Below are 17,572 nucleotides of genomic sequence, written 5' to 3'. Positions count from 1 at the left end.
CCGCCATGACCGCGCCTTCGACGAACCAGGAGAACCACGTGACGACCGGAGCCACCGTCTGGCTCACGGGTCTGCCGAGTGCGGGCAAGACCACCATCGCGCACGAACTCGCCGCCCGGCTGCGCGAACAGGGCCGGCCGACCGAGGTGCTCGACGGCGACGAGATCCGCGAGTTCCTCTCGGCGGGCCTCGGCTTCAGCCGCGAGGACCGGCACACCAACGTGCAGCGCATCGGCTTCGTCGCCGAACTGCTCGCCCGTAACGGCGTGCTGGCGCTCGTCCCGGTGATCGCCCCCTACGCCGACAGCCGCGAGGCCGTCCGCGCCCGCCACGAGGCGAACGGCACGCCGTACGTCGAGGTGCACGTGGCGACGCCGGTGGAGGTGTGCTCCGTCCGTGACGTGAAGGGCCTGTACGCCAAGCAGGCGGCGGGTGAGCTGTCCGGGCTCACCGGCGTCGACGACCCGTACGAGGAGCCCGAGAAGCCCGATCTGCGCATCGAGTCGCAGCACCAGACCGTGCAGGAGTCCGCGGCGGCGGTTCACGCCGTGCTCAGCGAAAGGGGACTGGCATGACGACCGCAGCCACCACCGTCGAGGAGGGCACGGACAGCCCGTACGCCCTCTCCCACCTGGACGCCCTCGAGTCGGAGGCCGTGCACATCTTCCGTGAGGTGGCGGGCGAGTTCGAGAAGCCGGTGATCCTGTTCTCCGGCGGCAAGGACTCCATCGTCATGCTGCACCTGGCGCTGAAGGCGTTCGCGCCCGCGCCGGTGCCGTTCTCGCTGCTGCACGTGGACACCGGGCACAACTTCCCCGAGGTCCTCGACTACCGCGACCGCACGGTCGCCGAGCACGGCCTGCGCCTGCACGTGGCCTCCGTGCAGGACTACATCGACCGCGGCGTCCTCAAGGAGCGCCCCGACGGCACCCGCAACCCGCTGCAGACGGTGCCGCTCACGGAGAAGATCCGCGACGAGCGCTTCGACGCCGTCTTCGGCGGCGGGCGCCGCGACGAGGAGAAGGCCCGCGCCAAGGAGCGGGTGTTCTCCCTGCGCGACGAGTTCTCCCAGTGGGACCCGCGCCGCCAGCGCCCCGAGCTGTGGAACCTGTACAACGGCCGGCACGCCCCCGGCGAGCACGTGCGCGTGTTCCCGCTGTCCAACTGGACCGAGCTGGACGTGTGGCAGTACATCGCCCGCGAGGACATCGAACTGCCCCAGATCTACTACGCGCACGAGCGTGAGGTCTTCAAGCGCGGCGGCATGTGGCTGACCGCGGGCGAGTGGGGCGGCCCGAAGGACGGCGAGACGGTCGAGAAGCGCCTGGTGCGCTACCGCACCGTCGGCGACATGTCCTGCACCGGCGCCGTCGACTCCGACGCCGACACCATCGAGAAGGTGATCACGGAGATCGCCGCGTCCCGGCTCACCGAACGCGGCGCCACCCGCGCCGACGACAAGCTGTCCGAGGCCGCGATGGAAGACCGCAAGCGCGAGGGGTACTTCTAAGCATGAGCACGATCACGACCGAGGAGCTCTCGGCCACCACCCTGCTGCGGTTCGCCACCGCCGGCTCCGTCGACGACGGCAAGTCCACCCTGGTGGGCCGGCTGCTGCACGACTCCAAGTCGGTACTCGCCGACCAGCTGGAGGCCGTCGAGCGCGCCTCCGCCAGCCGCGGCCAGGACGCCCCCGACCTCGCGCTGCTCACCGACGGTCTGCGCGCCGAGCGGGAGCAGGGCATCACGATCGACGTGGCGTACCGTTACTTCGCCACACCCCGGCGGCGGTTCATCCTCGCCGACACCCCCGGCCATGTGCAGTACACGCGGAACATGGTCACCGGCGCCTCGACCGCCGAGCTGACGGTGATCCTGGTCGACGCCCGCAACGGCGTGGTCGAGCAGACCCGCCGGCACGCGGCGATCGCCGCGCTGCTGCGGGTGCCGCACGTGGTGCTCGCCGTCAACAAGATGGACCTGGTCGACTACCAGGAGTCCGTGTTCGCGTCGATCGCCGAGGAGTTCACCGCCTACGCCACCGAGCTGGGCGTGCCCGAGGTGACCGCGATCCCGATCTCGGCGCTCGTCGGGGACAACGTGGTGGACCCGTCCGCGAACATGGACTGGTACGGCGGCCCCACGGTGCTGGAGCACCTGGAGACCGTGCCGGTCAGCCACGACCTGACCCGCTGCCACGCCCGGCTGCCCGTGCAGTACGTGATCCGCCCGCAGAGCCCCGAGCTGCCCGACTATCGCGGCTACGCGGGGCAGATCGCCGCCGGCACCTTCCGCGTCGGCGACGAGATCACCGTGCTGCCCTCCGGCCGCTCGACCACGATCACCGGCATCGACCTGCTGGGCAAGCCGGTCGACGTGGCGTGGACGCCGCAGTCGGTGACGCTGCTCGTCGCGGACGACATCGACATCTCCCGCGGCGACCTGATCGTCCCCGCCAAGGACGCCCCCGCCACCACGCAGGACCTGGAGGCGACCGTCTGCCACGTCGCCGACGAGCCCCTGACGGTCGGCCACCGCGTCCTGATCAAGCACGGCACCCGCACGGTCAAGGCGATCGTCAAGGACATCCCGTCCCGGCTCACCCTGGACGACCTGTCCCTGCACCCGCACCCCGGGCGGCTCACCGCCAACGACATCGGCCGCGTCACCATCCGCACCGCCGAGCCGCTGCCCGCCGACACCTACGCCGACTCCCGCCGCACCGGGTCGTTCATCCTGATCGACCCCAACGACGGGACCACGCTCACCGCCGGCATGGTCGGCGAGTCCTTCGCCTCGCCCGACCCGGTCGACGACGAGGCGGACGACGACGGGTGGGACTTCTGACCACCCGCCGGCCTCCCGCAGCGCCCGTACTGCCCCGAACCCGCCGACGGCCCGGCCACCTCATGTGACCGCCGGGCCGCCACCGAGAGGAACGTCCCCCTTGCCTGCCACGACCGCCCTGCGCCGCGCCCTCGCGGTGACGGCCATGCTGCCGTTGCCGGTCCTGGCCGCCTGCGGTTACGGGTCCCAGGCGAAGGACAAGGACACCGCCCAGGCCGTCTCGGGCGCGCGGACCGACGGTCTGGACGCCGTGCGGATCGGCTACTTCGGCAACCTCACCCACGGCACCGCCCTGGTCGGCGCCGAGAAGGGGTTCTTCCAGAAGGAGCTCAAGGGCACCGAGGCGAAGTACGCGGTGTTCAACGCGGGCCCGTCGGCGATCGAGGCGCTCAACTCCGGCTCCCTGGACGTGGCCTTCATCGGCCCCTCCCCCGCCGTGAACGGTTACACCAAGGCGGACGGCAAGAACCTGCGCATCGTGGGCGGTTCGGCGTCCGGCGGGGTGAAGCTGGTCGTGAACCCCGACAAGGTGAAGTCGGTCGAGGACGTCGAGGGGAAGCGGATCGCGACCCCGCAGCTCGGCAACACCCAGGACGTGGCGTTCCTCAACTGGGCCGCCGAGCAGGGCTGGAAGGTCGATCCGCAGAGCGGCAAGGGCGACGTCACCGTCGTCCGCAGCGACAACAAGGTCACCCCGGACGCGTTCGGGACCGGTTCGGTCGACGGGGCGTGGGTGCCCGAGCCGACCGCGTCGCGGCTGGTCGCGCAGGGCGGCAAGGTGCTGCTGGACGAGGCGTCGCTGTGGCCGGACGGCAAGTTCGTGATCACGAACATCGCCGTCCGCCAGGAGTTCCTCGACAAGCACCCGAAGGCCGTCGAGGCCGTGCTGCGGGCGTCCGTCGAGTCCAACCGGTGGATCAACGCCCACCCGGACGAGGCCAAGGAGGCCGCCAACGCGCGGCTCGCGGCCGACACCGGCAAGCCGCTGCCCGCGGAGGTGCTCGACCCGGCCTGGAAGTCGATCACGTTCCTGGACGACCCGCTGGCCGCCACCCTCAGGACCCAGGCGGGCCACGCCGTCGAGGCGGGCCTGCTGGAGCAGCCGGACCTGAAGGGCATCTACGACCTGTCCCTGCTCCGCAAGGTCCTCCAGGCGGCCGGCCGGCCCGCCGTCGACGACGCCGGACTCGGCGTCGCCCGACCCGGATCACGCACGCTTCCCAGGAGGTGACGACCATGGCCACGACCCTCGCCAAGGCCGCCGACGGCACGCAGTCGGCCACGCACGCGGCCCGTATCGAGCACGTCTCGAAGTCCTTCGCCGGCCCCGCCGGACAGCAGCTCGTGCTGGACGACATCAGCCTCGACGTCGCCCCCGGCGAGTTCGTCACCCTCCTCGGCGCCTCCGGCTGCGGCAAGTCCACCCTGCTGAACCTCGTCGCCGGCCTCGACAAGCCGACCGCCGGCGGCATCACCACCGACGGCCGTCCCGCCCTGATGTTCCAGGAGCACGCCCTGTTCCCCTGGCTCACCGCCGGCAAGAACATCGAGCTCGCCCTGAAACTGCGCGGCACCCCCAAGAACGAACGCCGCGAGCGCGCCGAGCAGCTGCTGGAGCTGGTCCGTCTGGGCGGCGCCCACGGCAAGCGCGTCCACGAGCTGTCCGGCGGCATGCGCCAGCGCGTCGCCCTCGCCCGCGCCCTCGCGCAGGAGAGCCGGCTGCTGCTGATGGACGAGCCGTTCGCCGCGCTCGACGCCATCACCCGCGACGTCCTCCACGACGAACTCACCCGTATCTGGCGCGAGACCGGCCTGTCGGTCCTGTTCGTCACCCACAACGTCCGCGAGGCCGTCCGCCTCGCCCAGCGCGTCGTCCTGCTGTCCTCCCGCCCCGGCCGCATCGCCCGGCAGTGGACCGTGGACATCCCGCACCCGCGCCGCATCGAGGACACGGCCGTGGCCGAGCTGTCCGTCGAGATCACCGAGCAACTCCGTGGGGAGATCCGCCGACATGGCCAGCACTGACACCACCCCCAAGGACGCCAAGGACGCCGGGGATCTCGCCGGGCTGGAAGCGGGTCTGGACGCGCTGGAGACGGTGCAGACCACCCGCAAGCCGTTCCGGCAGACCCTCACCCAGAAGATCCTCCCGCCGGTCGTCGCGGTCGCGCTGGTGCTGACCGTGTGGCAGTCGCTGATCACCTTCAAGGTCGTCGACGACCCCACCAAGCTGCCCGCGCCCGCCGACGTCTGGCAGGTCGTGGAGAAGGCCTGGCTCCAGGGCGAACTCCTCGGCTACATCTGGACCTCCGTCTCGCGCGGTCTGTTCGGCTTCTGCCTCGCCCTGCTCATCGCCACGCCGCTCGGCCTCCTCCTCGCCCGGGTGAAGCTCGTCCGCGCGGCGATCGGCCCGATCCTGTCCGGCCTGCAGTCCCTGCCCTCGGTCGCCTGGGTCCCGCCCGCCGTCATCTGGCTCGGCCTGAACAACCAGATGATGTACGCGGTCATCCTGCTCGGCGCGGTGCCGTCCATCGCGAACGGGCTGCTCTCCGGCGTCGACCAGGTCCCGCCCCTGTTCCAGCGCGCCGGACGCACCCTCGGCGCCACCGGCCTCAAGGGCACCTGGCACATCACCCTGCCCGCCGCCCTCCCCGGCTACGTCGCCGGCCTCAAGCAGGGCTGGGCCTTCTCCTGGCGCTCCCTCATGGCCGCCGAGATCATCGCCTCCTTCCCCGACCTCGGCGTCGGCCTCGGACAGCTCCTGGAGAACGGCCGCAACGCCAGCGACATGGCCATGGTCTTCGAGGCGATCCTGCTCATCCTCACCGTCGGCATCGCCGTCGACCTGCTGATCTTCAGCCCCCTCGAACGCCGGGTCCTGCGCACCCGCGGACTCCTGGTGAAGAGCTGAGGTGCCTGTGATGCGTCGTCCCGTCCTGCTCGTCGTCGCCCACGGCAGCCGCGACCCGCGGCACGCCGCGACCGTCCACGACCTGGTGCGCCGGGTACGCGCCCGGCGGCCCGGGCTGCGGGTGGAGACCGGGTTCCTGGACTTCAACGTGCCGTCCGTCGGCGCGGTGCTCGCGTCCCTGGACGCGGAGGGGGTGCGTGACGTGGTCGCGCTGCCGCTCCTGCTCACCCGGGCCTTCCACGCCAAGGCGGACATCCCCGCGGTGCTGTCCGAGGCTCCGCCGCGGCTGCGGATCCGCCAGGCGGACGTGCTGGGCCCGTCCCCGCTGCTGCTGGCGGCCCTGGAACGGCGCCTGTACGAGGCGGGCCTGACGCCCGCCGACAAGTCCTCGACCGGGGTCGTGCTCGCCTCGGCGGGGTCCTCGGACCCGGAGGCGATCGCAGTGATCGCAGATATCGCGCGGGAGTGGCGGCACACCGGTTGGTGCGCCGTGCGGCCTGCGTTCGCCTCCGCATCCCTTCCCCGCACCGAGGACGCGGTGCGGGAGCTGCGGGAGCTCGGCTGCGCGCGCGTCGCCGTCGCCCCGTACGTGCTGGCGCCGGGGCGGCTGCCGGACCGGATCGCCCGAGGCGCGGCCGGGGCCGACGTCCTGGCGGACGTGCTGGGCCCCTCCCCCGAGGTCGCCCAGGTCCTCCTGGACCGCTACGACGCGGCCCGGACGCCGCTGCTGACGGCGCTGGGCGCCTGAGCCTCAGGCCTCGGTCATCTCCACCAGCTTGCGCACCGTGTTCCAGTTGCGGCTGGTGGCGACGACGCCCTTGCCCAGCCGGGGTTTCGCCAGGTGCTCGGCCAGCTTGGAGCGGCCGAGACCGTCGGGGACGTACAGATAGAGCGCGCGGTCGCCGAGGCGGAAGTCCTCGGGGAGGTACGCCTCGCGGTCGATCTCCGCGAACCGGTCCTCGGTGACGGGCGCGGAGAAGTAGGTGACGTGGAGCTGCTTCGGCTCCAGCTCCCCGGCCGGGAAGGGGCAGGAGTCGGCCACGCCTTTGAGATAGGCGTGGTCGCGGACGATCACGTCCACGTCGAATCCGAAGCGGCCGGCTAGCGCCCCGGACAGCTCGGCGGCCAGCGACTCCTCGTCGCCGTGGCCCGCGGTGAACGCGGCCTGCCCGCTCTGCAGGTAGGTGCGCACGTCCTCGTGGCCGAGGCTCTCCATCAGGGCGCGCAGCTCGGCCATCGGGACCTTCTTGCCGCCGCCCACGTTGATGCCGCGCAGCAGCGCCGCGTATCTCGTCGCCATGGGCCCGAGCGTAGTGCGGCCGTCGTGCCCCGTGGGGGTGGGCACGACGGCCGGGGCCCGCACGCGGACGGGCCTCGCAACTCTGACCGACGGGCGGCTCCCCGGGCAACCTGAACGCACTGCTGTGACTTATTCGACAAGGTTGCGGAATGGCCGGAACCGGTTCCTCTCCCTCCGCCCCCCGACCCTGATCCACCGGGCCGCCGACCCGGACATGTGTAGGGGGCCACGGTCCTCCCCAGTAGGGAGGCGGGCCGCGCCGTCCGGATGAGCCGGGGCTCTGCGGCTTCACCGGGCAGCACGACGAGACGCGCGGATGCCGCCCCTACCGTCGATACGTCAGGTGGCGGCAGGGGGTCGCCGCCGCGGACGAGGGAGCGAACCCGTCATGGGGAACGGAGACGCGCGGGTACGGGGGCTCGCCGCCCGCGCCGGCGGCTGGAGCGCCCGGCACCGCTGGGCGGCCGTCGGCATCTGGGTGCTGTTCGTGGTGCTGGCGATGGGGCTCGGCTCGGCGGCGGGCCGGGTCGACGTCGAGGACAGCGAGCAGCTCAAGGGGGAGACCAGCACCGCGGCCCGCATCATCGAGGACGCCGGGATCGAGGAGCCGGCCTCGGAGACGGTGCTCGTCCAGGCGAAGGACGACGGCCTCACGTCCACCGACGCGGAGTTCCGGTCGGCGGTCGCCGCGGTGATGTCGGCCGTGGAGCGCACCGGGGAGGTCACGGACGTCACCTCGCCGTACGACAGCGGCACGGTCGCGAAGGACGGGCGCAGCGCGCTGGTCCAGTTCGACGTGCGGGGCGACCCGCGGACGGCCGGTGAGCGGATCGAGCCGGTGCTGGACGCGGTCGCGGACGTCCAGAAGGAGCACGGATCGCTGCGGATCGAGGAGATCGGCGGCGCCAGCATGATGAAGACGTTCGACGACGCGTTCGGCGACGACTTCAAGAAGGCCGAGTACTCGGCGGTGCCGGTCGCCCTCGGCATCCTGCTGATCGCGTTCGGCGCGCTGGTGGCGGCGCTGCTGCCGGTGGCGCTGGCGATCACCGCGATCATCGCGACGATGGGCCTGATGGGTCTGGTCAGCCACCTCCAGCCGATGAGCGACACCGCCAACTCCGTGATGCTGCTGGTGGGTCTGGCCGTCGGCGTCGACTACTGCCTGTTCTACCTGCGCCGTGAGCGCGAGGAGCGGGCGGCCGGACGGGACGCGCGGACGGCGCTGCGGATCGCCGCCGCGACGAGCGGCCGGGCGATCGTCGTCTCCGGTGTCACGGTGTGCGTGGCGATGGCGGGCATGCTGTTCACCGGCATCGCCGAGTTCGAGGCGATGGGCCTGGCCTCGCTGATGGTGGTGGCCGTCGCCATGGTCGGCTCCGTGACGGTGCTGCCCGCGCTGCTGTCGTTGCTGGGCGAGCGGGTCGAGAAGGGCAAGGTGCCGTTCCTGCGGCGGCGGACGAGCGGCTCGGACGACAGCCGGTTCTGGTCGGCGGTGCTGAAGCGGGTCCTCGCCCGGCCGGTGCTGTCGGTGGCGGTGGCGGCCGGCGCGCTGCTCGCGGTGGCCGCGCCCGCGCTCGGCATGAAGACCGAGAACCTCACCCTGGACCAGGAGTTCGGCGACTCGCTGCCGATCGTGCAGACGTACAACCGGGTCAACGAGGCGTTCCCGGGCGGTTCCGAGCCGGCCGAAGTCGTCGTCAAGGCGGACGACATCAACGCGCCGGAGGTGAAGGCGGCGCTGGCCGACTTCCGTGAGCAGGCGGTCAGTTCGGGCGCCTCGCGCGGTCCGGTCGAGATCAAGCTGCACGACCAGCAGAACCTCGCGTTCGTCTACGTGCCGCTGGTGGGCGGCTCCGACCAGGACGCGGCGGGCGCCAGCCTGGAGAAGCTGCGCGACGAGGTGCGGCCGGCGACGCTGGGGAAGGTCGACGGGGTCGAGGCGCCGATCACCGGTCAGGTGGCGGGCAACAAGGACTTCAACGACCAGCTGGTCGGCTCGGTGGTCCCGGTGTTCGCGTTCGTGGTGGTGTTCGCCTTCCTGCTGATGCTGCTGTCGTTCCGTTCGCTGACGGTCGCGGTCACCTCGATCGTCCTGAACCTGCTGTCGGTGGGCGCCGCGTACGGCATCCTCGTGGCGGTCTTCCAGCACGGCTGGGGCGCGTCCCTGGTGGGCGCGGAGGGCGTGGGCGCCATCATCACCTGGCTGCCGCTGTTCCTCTTCGTGATCCTGTTCGGCCTGTCGATGGACTACCACGTGTTCGTGGTCTCGCGGATCCGTGAGGCGCGGGCGCGGGGCCTGGAGACGCGGGACGCCATCCGGCACGGGGTCGTGACCACGGCCGGTGTGGTCACCAGCGCCGCGGTCATCATGGTCGCCGTGTTCGCGATCTTCGGGACGCTGTCCATGCAGTCCATGAAGCAGATGGGCGTGGGCCTGGCGGCGGCGGTGCTGATCGACGCCACGGTGATCCGGGGCGTGCTGCTCCCGGCGGTGATGTCCCTGCTGGGCGAGCGGAACTGGTACTTGCCGAAGTGGATGCACCGGCTGCCCGACCTGACGCACGACGAGGCGCCGGCGGCGGTCACGCCGAGGACGCGGGACGACGAGGGCGAGAAGGTGCCGGTCTGACCGACCCCCGCACCGACACCACGGACCAGGGCCCGGCGGCTGCCACCGCCGGGCCCCTTCCGTGCCGTTGAAGCCGTATCAGCGGCCGTGTCCCGGGAGTTCGGCCTCGATCAGGTCGGCCGCCCTCTTCGTGCCGCCCTCCTTGGCCATCTCCGCCTGGACGTCCTTCAGGCGGCGGGCCACCTCCGGGTCGTCGACCAGGGCGAGGGCCGCCGTGCGCAGCGCCTCGGGCGTCGCCTCCTGGGTGGGCAGGTGGCGGGCCACTCCGAGCGCCTGGAGCATGTCCGCGTTGCCGAACTGGTCCACGGCCTGCGGAACCGCGATCATCGGGGTGGCCGTGGCCAGCCCCTCCTGGCTGCCACCCGCACCCGCGTGGGTGACGAACAGGTCGGCCTGCTTGAGGATCGCGAGCTGCGGCACCCAGGACCGCACCTCCACGTTCGGCGGTACGTCACCCAGCTCGGCCGGGTCGACGTGCTTGCCGATCTGCAGCACCAGGTGCCAGCCGGGCAGCCCGGCGAACGCCTCGACGCACGCCCGGTAGAAGGCCGGCTGCTTGGTGAAGGACGAGCCGAGCGACACCAGGACGACCTTCTCCGCCCCGGCCGGCCGCTGCCACTCGCCCTCGGCGCTCCGGTCGCCCTGGCAGGCGCCGACGAAGGAGTACACGCGCTCGTCGACCCGGTCGGCGTTCGGCTGGAGCGCCTTCGGGATCAGCACGATGGAGCGGTCCGGGCGCCCGGCGAAGTCGTCGGGGTGCAGGGTGACGCCGTTCTCCTCCAGCCAGGACCGGAAGCGGGCGTAGTACGCCTTGCCGCGTTCGGTCTTCTTCGGCTCCTCCCACATCGGCTCGGCGATCTCCTTCTCGTAGCCCTCCCAGGCGACGAGGTTCGGCGAGAGGGAGATCGCGGGCACGCCCCAGCGGTGGGCGAGCACGCGGGCCGGGTAGGCGGTGATGTCGTGCAGCACGAGGTCGGGGGTGTCGCCCTCGTACGCCTCGATCAGCTGCGGGAGCGCCTGCATGGCGTCCGCGAGGAACGGCTCGACGTTGTCGAGGAGGGTGGTGCCCCAGGCCTCGGGGTCGTCGTCGGGGCCGGGCAGGGTGGAGTTCCACAGCTTGGGCTCGGCGCCGGTCTCCGCGACCTTGTCGGCGAAGAGCGGCGGGATCGCGTACGTCACCCGGTGCCCGCGCGCCACCAGCTCACGGATCACCTCGAGGCTGGGGTTCACGTGCCCGTGGGCGGCGATGGAGAACATGGCGATGTGCGCGGGAGCGGTCATGCGACGACCCTAAGCGAGACGAGACGTCTCGTGCAACGTGATTACGGGGCGCCGCTCACCTCTGGTACCGGGCGAGGACCAGGTTGCCGTCCTTCTCCAGCCGCTTCCGCAGCTCACCGAGGCCGATCGCGCCGCTGTAGTACTCCTGGAGCGCCGGAGTGGCGACCTTGTCCTTCCACTCCGGATAGCCCCGTACGGACTGGGCGGGCGCCGGGCGCAGATGGGCGGCGAGCGCCGTGCCCGTCGCCCACCCGTGCTCGGGGGTGCGCAGGGCCGGGCCGGCGAGGGCCTGGCGGCCGGTGGGCAGCATCCAGTCGCCGAGCGCGAGGCGCACCATGTTCCGCGGCTGGAGCAGGAAGTCGAGGAAGGCGACGGCCTCCTTCTTGTGCGGGCAGTCCTCGGCCACGGACAGCGTCTGCGGGCTGACGCCCTGCGCGAGCCCGCCGGCCCCTGCGGGCGCGGGCAGCACCTGCCACTCGAAGCCCTTCGGCGCCTGCTGGACGATCTGCTGGCGGTACGAGAAGCCGAGCGGCACCATCGCGTACTTGCCGGCGAAGAGGCCGGGCAGGGTGTCGGAGCCGCCGCTGCCCAAGGTGGTGGGCGAGGCGCTGCGGTCGGTGTTCACCTGCTCGTGGACGGTGCGCGGCACGACCTCGTCGCCGTCCCCGAACCGCACGGTGACCTTCCCGTCGTCGCCCCGGTGGAAGAGCCGGCCGCCCGCGGAGAGGGACATGTTGAGGGTGGCGGACACCGGCTCCTTGAGGGGCCAGGCGACCCCGTAGCGGCCGTCGCCGGACAGGTCCTTCGTCACCTGTCGGAACTCGGCCCAGCTCCACGGGTGTTCGGGCGTCGGGACGCGGACGCCGGACTCCTTCAGGCGGACGGCGTCGGCGATGAGGACGCGCGGCTCCTGGAGGAAGGGCACGCCGTAGATCCCGTCGCCGAAGGTGACGGACTGCCAGGAGAGCGCCGGGATGTCGGAGGTGAGCCGCTCGGGCAACAGCTCCGTGAGGTCGGCGAGGTGGCCGCCGTAGGCGAAGTCGGCGAGGTCGTCGGAGGCGTCGTGGACGATGTCGGGCGCCTCGCCGCCCTCGAAGGAGGTGAGGAGCTGGTCGTGGACGCTGTCCCAGCTGCCCTGGACGTACTCCACGTGGATGCCGGGGTGGAGGGCGTTCCACTCGTCGACGAGTTCCTTGGTGGCCTCGACAGACTCCTGCTGCCAGGCCAGGGACTGGAAGCGCAGCGTGACCCGGCCGTCGTCGCGGGTGGGTCCTGAGGAGCAGCCCGCGAGGAGCAGGGTCAGCGCGAGGACGCCGACGAGGAACCTGACGCGGGTCGTCAGGGAGTTGCGGGTCACGCGTGTCATGCGGGTCATCAGCCCTTCACCGCCCCGGCGAGGAGGGAGCCGGTGATGCGGCGCTGGATGAGCGCGAACACCAGCAGGGACGGAAGTGTCGCGAGGAACGCGGCGGCGGCCAGCGGGCCGAGGTCGGCGACGCCTTCGGCGCCGATGAAACGGGTGAGGAGCACCGGCAGCGTCTGCTGTTCCGGCGTCTTCAGCAGCACGAGGGCGAAGAAGAACTCGTTCCAGGCGGTGACGAACGCGAACAGCGCGGTCGCGGCGATGCCCGGCGCGAGCAGCGGCACGGTCACCGACACCAGGGTGCGCAGCCGTCCGGCGCCGTCCACGGCGGCCGCCTCCTCCAGCTCGGCCGGCACGGCACGGACGTAGCCGGTGAGCATCCACAGGGCGAAGGGCAGCGACCAGACGACGTAGACCAGCACCAGGCCGGGCAGCGAGTCGATGAGCCGCAGGTTCTTCAGCACCAGGAACAGCGGGATGATCAGCAGCACGAACGGGAACGCCTGGCTGACGACCACCCAGCCGGTCGCCGCCCGCGCCAGGGCGCCGCGGTGACGGGCCATGACGTACGCCATGGGGGTGGCCACGGCGACCGCGACGAGGGCCGCGGCGGAGGCGGTGAGCAGGGAGTTGAGGGCGGCCCGGAGCAGCGGCTGCTCGTCGAAGGCCTGACGGAAGTTGGCGAGGGTGGGGTCCTGCGGGACCCAGGTGGGGTGCAGCCCGGCCAGCTCGGTGGCCGGCTTGAAGGCGGTGGACACGAGCCACACGAACGGGAAGGCCAGGAAGACCAGGTAGGCGAGCAGGGCCGCGTACTGGCCGGCGCGGGCGGCGGGACTTGTCCTCAACGCTCGTCACCTCCCCTGAGCCGGCCCACGAGGAACACGGCGAGCAGCACCGAGATCACGGCGACCATCACACAGCCCATGGCGGCCGCGTAGCCGAACTGCCCGTACCGGAAGGCCTCTTCGTAGGCGAACAGCATGGGCAGGCGGGTGCGTCCGCCGGGGCCTCCGTTGGTGAGCACGTAGACCAGGGCGAAGGAGTTGAAGTTCCAGATGAGGTTGAGCGCGGTGATGGCGAGGGCGACGGGCCGCAGCGCGGGCCAGGTGACCGTGCGGAAGCGGCGCCAGGCGCCGGCGCCGTCGACGGCGGCGGCCTCGTGCAGTTCGCGCGGGGTGTTCTGGAGTCCGGCGAGCAGCGCCACCGTGGTCTGCGGCATGCCCGCCCACACGCCGACGACGATCACGGCCGGCAAGGCGGTGGCGAGGCCGCTCAGCCAGTCGCGGTCGCCGCCGAACCCGAGGTCGCGCAGCGTCTCGTTGAGGATGCCGGCGTCCGGGTTGTAGGTGATGCGCCACATGATGCCGACGACCACCTCGGGCATCGCCCAGGGCACGATCGCCAGGGCGCGGGCCGCCCAGCGCAGCCGCAGGTCCTGGTGGAGCAGCAGGGCGAGACCGAGCGCCAGCAGGAACTGCGGGACCGTCACGCCGACCGCCCACACCAGCCCGATGCGGAACGACTCCCAGAACAGGGTGTCCTGGAGCAGATCCTGGAAGTTCAGGGTGCCGATCCAGCGGGTGGGCTCGGTGCGGCCCGACTGGGCGTCGGTGAAGGCCAGCAGGATGCCGTGGAGCAGCGGGCCGACGCTGAGCACCAGGATGGGGATCAGCGCGGGCAGCACCAGGAACCACGGGCCGTGGTCGACGGCACGCCGTCTCGGACGGCTCGGGCCGGGCGCGCCGGGCGCCGGTCTCCTCGCCTCGGTCACCGACGTCACGGCATCAGCCCCTTTGCAGGTGGGGGTGGGCCCGGTCATGGTCGTGAACGCGACAGCGCACGTCAAGGGCCCGCGCACGCCACCCGACCTGTGCGAATGCGAGACTGGCCGGCGAACGGCCGGACGACAGGCGCCCGGCGGGGCCCGGGACGGACACGGAGGCGGAAGCGATGGACGAGGCGCGGGCGCGGGAGGTTCTTCAGGCCGCGGGGGTGCTCCCCGGGGGCGCCGGGGACGCGCGGCTGCTGGCGCTCGGGGAGAACGCGGTGTTCGCCGCCGGCGACCTGGCGGTGAAGGTGGGCCGGGACGCGGAGCTGCTGGAGCGGGCCCGCCGCGAACTGGCCGTCGCCGGGTGGCTGGCCGAGCGGGGTGTGCCCGCCGTGCGTCCCGCCGAGTCCGAGGCGCTGCTGGTGGAGGGGCACCCGGTGACCGTGTGGCGCCGGCTGCCCGACCCGGTGCGGCCCGCCGAGCCGAAGGACCTGGCGGTGCTGCTGCGGCAGGTGCACGCGCTGCCCGCTCCCCCGTTCGCCCTGCCGCCCCGCTCGCTGCTGGACGGTGTGGAGCGCTGGCTGCGGCTCGCGGGCGACGCGATCGACCCGGCGGACGCGGCGTATCTACGGGAGCGGCGCGACGGGTTCGCGAAGGCCGCGGCGGCGCTGACGCCCCGGCTGCCGCGCGGCCCGATCCACGGCGACGCGCTGCCGCGCAACGTGCACGTCGGCCCGGACGGTCCCGTGCTGGTCGACCTGGAGACCTTCTCGACGGACCTGCGCGAGCACGACCTGGTGGTGATGGTCCTCTCCCACGACCGCTACGGCCTGCCGGACGAGGCCTACGACTCGTTCACCGAGACCTACGGCTGGGACGTGCGCGAGTGGGAGGGGTGCTCGGTGCTGCGCGGGGCGCGGGAGACCGCCAGCTGTGCCTGGGTCGCCCAGCACGCCCCGGGCAACCCCAAGGCGCTGGCCGAGTTCCGCCGCCGGGTGGCGTCGCTGCGGGACGGGGACGAGACGGTGCGCTGGTACCCGTTCTGAGCGGGGCGCTTCAGAGCGCGGGCCGCAGCGGCTCGGCCGCCGGTTCACGCAGCGGCCAGGTGCTGTCCACGACGGCGGCCGGGTCGCCCTTGCGGCGCAGGAAGTCCTGGAAGTCCGCCGCCCAGGCCGCGTACCACTCGATCTGACGGCGGTGCAGCTCCGCCGGGCCGAGTGCCGCGACCTTCGGGTGGCGGTCGGCTATCGCGCAGGCCAGACGGGCGGCGGCGAGGGCGTCGGCCGTCGCGTCGTGCGCCGCGTCGAGGCGCACTCCGTACTCCGCGCAGACCGCCTCCAGCGTGCGCTTGCCCCGGCGGTAGCGGTCGACGGCGCGGTCGATGGTGTACGGGTCGATCACCGGGGCCGGGTCGGCGCCGCCCAGGCGCTCGCGCAGGGACGGCAGTCCGTACCTGCGGAGCTCCGCGGAGAGCAGGCTCAGGTCGAACGAGGCGTTGTACGCGACGATTGGGACGCCGGTCTTCCAGTAGGCGGCGAGGACGCCGGCGATGGCGTCGGCCACCTGGTCGGCGGGGCGGCCCTCGGCGGCCGCGCGCTCGTTGCTGATGCCGTGGACCGCGACCGCGTCGGCGGGGATCGGCACGCCGGGGTCGGCCAGCCACTCCCGGCGCCCCAGGGTCTCCCCCGCGCGGAGCTCGATCACGGCTCCCGTGACGATCCGCGCCTCGCGCGGATCCGTCCCCGTCGTCTCCAGGTCGAAGCCGATCAGCAGCTCCCGGTGCCAGCCCATGGGCTGTCCCCCCTTCTGTGCGGTGCGTTCCCCCAGTGGCTTCACCCTCGCACGCGCCACTGACAACCAGAGGATCGCATTCCGTTTCCCGGGCGGACCGGGCGGCCCCGGGAACACACACGGACCCGGAGGTTCAGGACACCGGCCGCGAATCCGCCCACATCTGCTCGAACTCCTCGCGGTAGGTGGGGAAGAGGCCGCCCTCCTCGATCTCGCCCGGCTTGACCACCTTGGTCCCGTTGCGCAGGACGAACACCGGGGCCTCCATGCCGCGGGTGCGGCGCAGGTGGTTCTGGACCACGGCGATGCCGTCGGAGCCGTCGCCGTCGACCAGGTAGGCCGTGCAGCGCGGCGTCTCGTCGTAGACCTGGATCTCGAAGGCGCCCGGGTCGCGCAGCCGGGACCGCACGCGGCGCATGTGGAGGATGTTCATCTCCACGGACCGGCCCAGCTCTCCCCGTTTGATGCCCAGTTCGCGCTCGCGCCGCTTGACCGCGCTGGAGGCCGGGTTGAGGAACAGCAGCCGCACCCGGCAGCCGGAGTCGGCGAGCCGCACCAGCCGGCGGCCGGAGAAGTTCTGCACGAGCAGGTTCAGGCCGATGCCGATGGCGTCGAGCCGCCGGGCCCCGCCGAATATGTCCTCGGCGGGGAACTGGCGCAGCAGCCGCACCCGGTCCGGGTGCACGGCGACCACGTCCGCGTACCGGTCGCCGACCAGGTCCTCGACCGCGTCCACCGGGAGCCGGCGCGCCGAGGGCACGTCGCCGCCCGTGCCGAGCATCTCGAGCAGCCGCGCGGAGGCCCGCTCCGCCTGATTCAGCACCGCCTCGGACAGCGCACGGTTGCGGGAGACCACGTTGCGGGTGACCTCCAGCTCGTCCAGGGCCAGCTCGACGTCCCTGCGGTCGTCGAAGTACGGCTCGAAGCACGGCCAGTGCTGCACCATCAGCTCGCGCAGCTGCGGCAGGGTGAGGAACGACAGCACGTTGTCGTCGGCCGGATCGAGCAGATAGCCCTTGCGGCGGCTGACCTCGCGCACGGCGACCGCGCGCTGCACCCACTCCTGTCCGGCGGGCCCGGCGGCGGCGACCACCCAGTCGTCGCCGTGCACGGGCTCGTAGACGGGCCGCAGCACGGCGGCGACGACCGCGCGCAGCCGCTGCTCGACCAGGTTCAGCCAGATGTAGGCCCGGCCGGCCCGCTGCGCGCGCGTGCGCACCTCGCGCCACGCGTCCGCGCCCCAGTCCAGCTCCGGTCCGATCGAACCCGCGTCCATCGGCCGCGCCAGGGACACCGCACCGGGCGGGACGTCCGTGGAGCCGCTCCCCTCGTGACCCTCGTCACCAGGGGGCAGTTCCAGCCCTCCCGAGCCCACCCGCGCACCGCCTTCCAGTCCCCCGAGCACTCCCCGTCCAACGATCAAGGAGAGTACTCCGCATGCGGTGCGGGATGCAGCCCGATGGACAGGGTCGTTTCCCAACTTCCCCCTGCCAAGCGACCGTTCCGCCCTCCGCGGGCGGGCGGGCGAGCGGTTTCATGGCGGACATCACAGAAGGTGCGGTCCGTCGCGGCCGGGGCATGGGTAGGAGGTGGACCCGCCCTTGATCCCGCCCGTTCGGGGAGACACGGGGACACTCGGAGCCAAGGCGTCCCCACCGGCGCCGTACACCTGAAAGAGT

The 17,572-nt window shown here is 72.4% G+C and carries 16 protein-coding genes; 9 read left to right on the top strand and 7 right to left on the bottom strand.

Annotation, left to right across the window (positions count from 1 at the left end; translation table 11 throughout):
* Window positions 1-5 precede the first annotated feature (5 nt).
* From cysC to ACQY0Z_RS24620, 7 genes are all read left to right on the top strand, one after another.
* On the top strand, window positions 6-575 hold the full coding sequence (cysC, locus tag ACQY0Z_RS24650) for an adenylyl-sulfate kinase (protein ID WP_189899127.1): 570 nt from the start codon (window positions 6-8) through the stop codon (window positions 573-575).
* Window positions 572-1,510 carry a sulfate adenylyltransferase subunit CysD gene (gene cysD, locus ACQY0Z_RS24645; protein WP_189899129.1) on the top strand — a complete coding sequence of 313 codons (939 nt, stop codon included), beginning with the start codon at window positions 572-574 and terminating at the stop codon, window positions 1,508-1,510. Before cysC ends, cysD begins: the two co-directional genes overlap by 4 nt.
* Window positions 1,511-1,512: 2 nt before the next feature.
* Window positions 1,513-2,847, top strand: coding sequence for a sulfate adenylyltransferase subunit 1 (locus tag ACQY0Z_RS24640; RefSeq protein WP_439812815.1), 1,335 nt, complete (start codon window positions 1,513-1,515; stop codon window positions 2,845-2,847).
* Window positions 2,848-2,947: 100 nt separating this feature from the next.
* Window positions 2,948-4,078, top strand: a complete 1,131-nt coding sequence (locus tag ACQY0Z_RS24635) for an ABC transporter substrate-binding protein (RefSeq protein WP_347225464.1) — start codon at window positions 2,948-2,950, stop codon at window positions 4,076-4,078.
* 5 nt (window positions 4,079-4,083) lie between these two features.
* Window positions 4,084-4,872 (top strand): ABC transporter ATP-binding protein, encoded by a 789-nt coding sequence (locus tag ACQY0Z_RS24630; protein ID WP_028961582.1) that lies wholly within the window; start codon window positions 4,084-4,086, stop codon window positions 4,870-4,872.
* The gene (locus ACQY0Z_RS24625; RefSeq protein WP_347225463.1) at window positions 4,859-5,758 is read left to right on the top strand and encodes an ABC transporter permease; all 900 of its coding nucleotides are present in this window, start codon (window positions 4,859-4,861) and stop codon (window positions 5,756-5,758) included. The genes ACQY0Z_RS24630 and ACQY0Z_RS24625 overlap by 14 nt, the downstream gene beginning before the upstream one ends.
* 10 nt (window positions 5,759-5,768) lie before the next feature.
* On the top strand, window positions 5,769-6,506 hold the full coding sequence (locus ACQY0Z_RS24620) for a sirohydrochlorin chelatase (RefSeq protein ID WP_189899136.1): 738 nt from the start codon (window positions 5,769-5,771) through the stop codon (window positions 6,504-6,506).
* Window positions 6,507-6,509: 3 nt separating this feature from the next.
* Here ACQY0Z_RS24620 and ACQY0Z_RS24615 read toward each other — a convergent pair whose 3' ends face one another.
* Complete coding sequence (locus ACQY0Z_RS24615) at window positions 6,510-7,058, bottom strand: DUF1697 domain-containing protein (RefSeq protein WP_189899138.1); 549 nt, start codon at window positions 7,056-7,058, stop codon at window positions 6,510-6,512.
* A gap of 388 nt (window positions 7,059-7,446) precedes the next feature.
* Between ACQY0Z_RS24615 and ACQY0Z_RS24610 the strand changes: the two genes are divergently transcribed.
* Complete coding sequence (locus ACQY0Z_RS24610) at window positions 7,447-9,690, top strand: MMPL family transporter (RefSeq protein WP_347225462.1); 2,244 nt, start codon at window positions 7,447-7,449, stop codon at window positions 9,688-9,690.
* 78 nt (window positions 9,691-9,768) lie between these two features.
* On the opposite strand, the gene ACQY0Z_RS24605 is transcribed toward ACQY0Z_RS24610, so the two are convergent.
* Genes ACQY0Z_RS24605 through ACQY0Z_RS24590 form a run of 4 tightly spaced genes read right to left on the bottom strand, consistent with a single transcriptional unit; the run spans window position 9,769 to window position 14,114 of the window.
* Complete coding sequence (locus tag ACQY0Z_RS24605) at window positions 9,769-10,971, bottom strand: glycosyltransferase (RefSeq protein WP_189899142.1); 1,203 nt, start codon at window positions 10,969-10,971, stop codon at window positions 9,769-9,771.
* A gap of 55 nt (window positions 10,972-11,026) precedes the next feature.
* Entirely contained in the window at window positions 11,027-12,337 is a 1,311-nt protein-coding gene (locus ACQY0Z_RS24600) for an ABC transporter substrate-binding protein (protein ID WP_439812814.1), read from the bottom strand.
* An 8-nt stretch (window positions 12,338-12,345) separates the two neighbouring features.
* Window positions 12,346-13,179: a carbohydrate ABC transporter permease gene (locus ACQY0Z_RS24595; protein WP_381726558.1), complete on the bottom strand. Its 834-nt coding sequence runs from the start codon at window positions 13,177-13,179 to the stop codon at window positions 12,346-12,348.
* Window positions 13,176-14,114 carry a carbohydrate ABC transporter permease gene (locus ACQY0Z_RS24590; protein ID WP_189899147.1) on the bottom strand — a complete coding sequence of 313 codons (939 nt, stop codon included), beginning with the start codon at window positions 14,112-14,114 and terminating at the stop codon, window positions 13,176-13,178. The genes ACQY0Z_RS24595 and ACQY0Z_RS24590 overlap by 4 nt, the downstream gene beginning before the upstream one ends.
* A gap of 170 nt (window positions 14,115-14,284) precedes the next feature.
* On the opposite strand from ACQY0Z_RS24590, the gene ACQY0Z_RS24585 reads away from it, so the two are divergent.
* On the top strand, window positions 14,285-15,148 hold the full coding sequence (locus ACQY0Z_RS24585; protein ID WP_254586595.1) for a phosphotransferase enzyme family protein: 864 nt from the start codon (window positions 14,285-14,287) through the stop codon (window positions 15,146-15,148).
* A gap of 10 nt (window positions 15,149-15,158) precedes the next feature.
* Here ACQY0Z_RS24585 and ACQY0Z_RS24580 read toward each other — a convergent pair whose 3' ends face one another.
* Together ACQY0Z_RS24580 and ACQY0Z_RS24575 are read right to left on the bottom strand one after the other, a co-directional pair.
* Complete coding sequence (locus ACQY0Z_RS24580) at window positions 15,159-15,893, bottom strand: 3'-5' exonuclease (protein ID WP_381726561.1); 735 nt, start codon at window positions 15,891-15,893, stop codon at window positions 15,159-15,161.
* A gap of 133 nt (window positions 15,894-16,026) precedes the next feature.
* On the bottom strand, window positions 16,027-17,268 hold the full coding sequence (locus ACQY0Z_RS24575) for an SAV2148 family HEPN domain-containing protein (RefSeq protein ID WP_189899321.1): 1,242 nt from the start codon (window positions 17,266-17,268) through the stop codon (window positions 16,027-16,029).
* Window positions 17,269-17,572: the final 304 nt, after the last annotated feature.

This window comes from Streptomyces sp. P9-2 (genome assembly GCF_051903975.1).
Taxonomy (GTDB): Bacteria; Actinomycetota; Actinomycetes; order Streptomycetales; family Streptomycetaceae; genus Streptomyces; species Streptomyces cellulosae.
The sequence above is the reverse complement of the archived record's forward strand: the minus strand, read 5'-3'. Positions and strand labels throughout refer to the sequence as shown.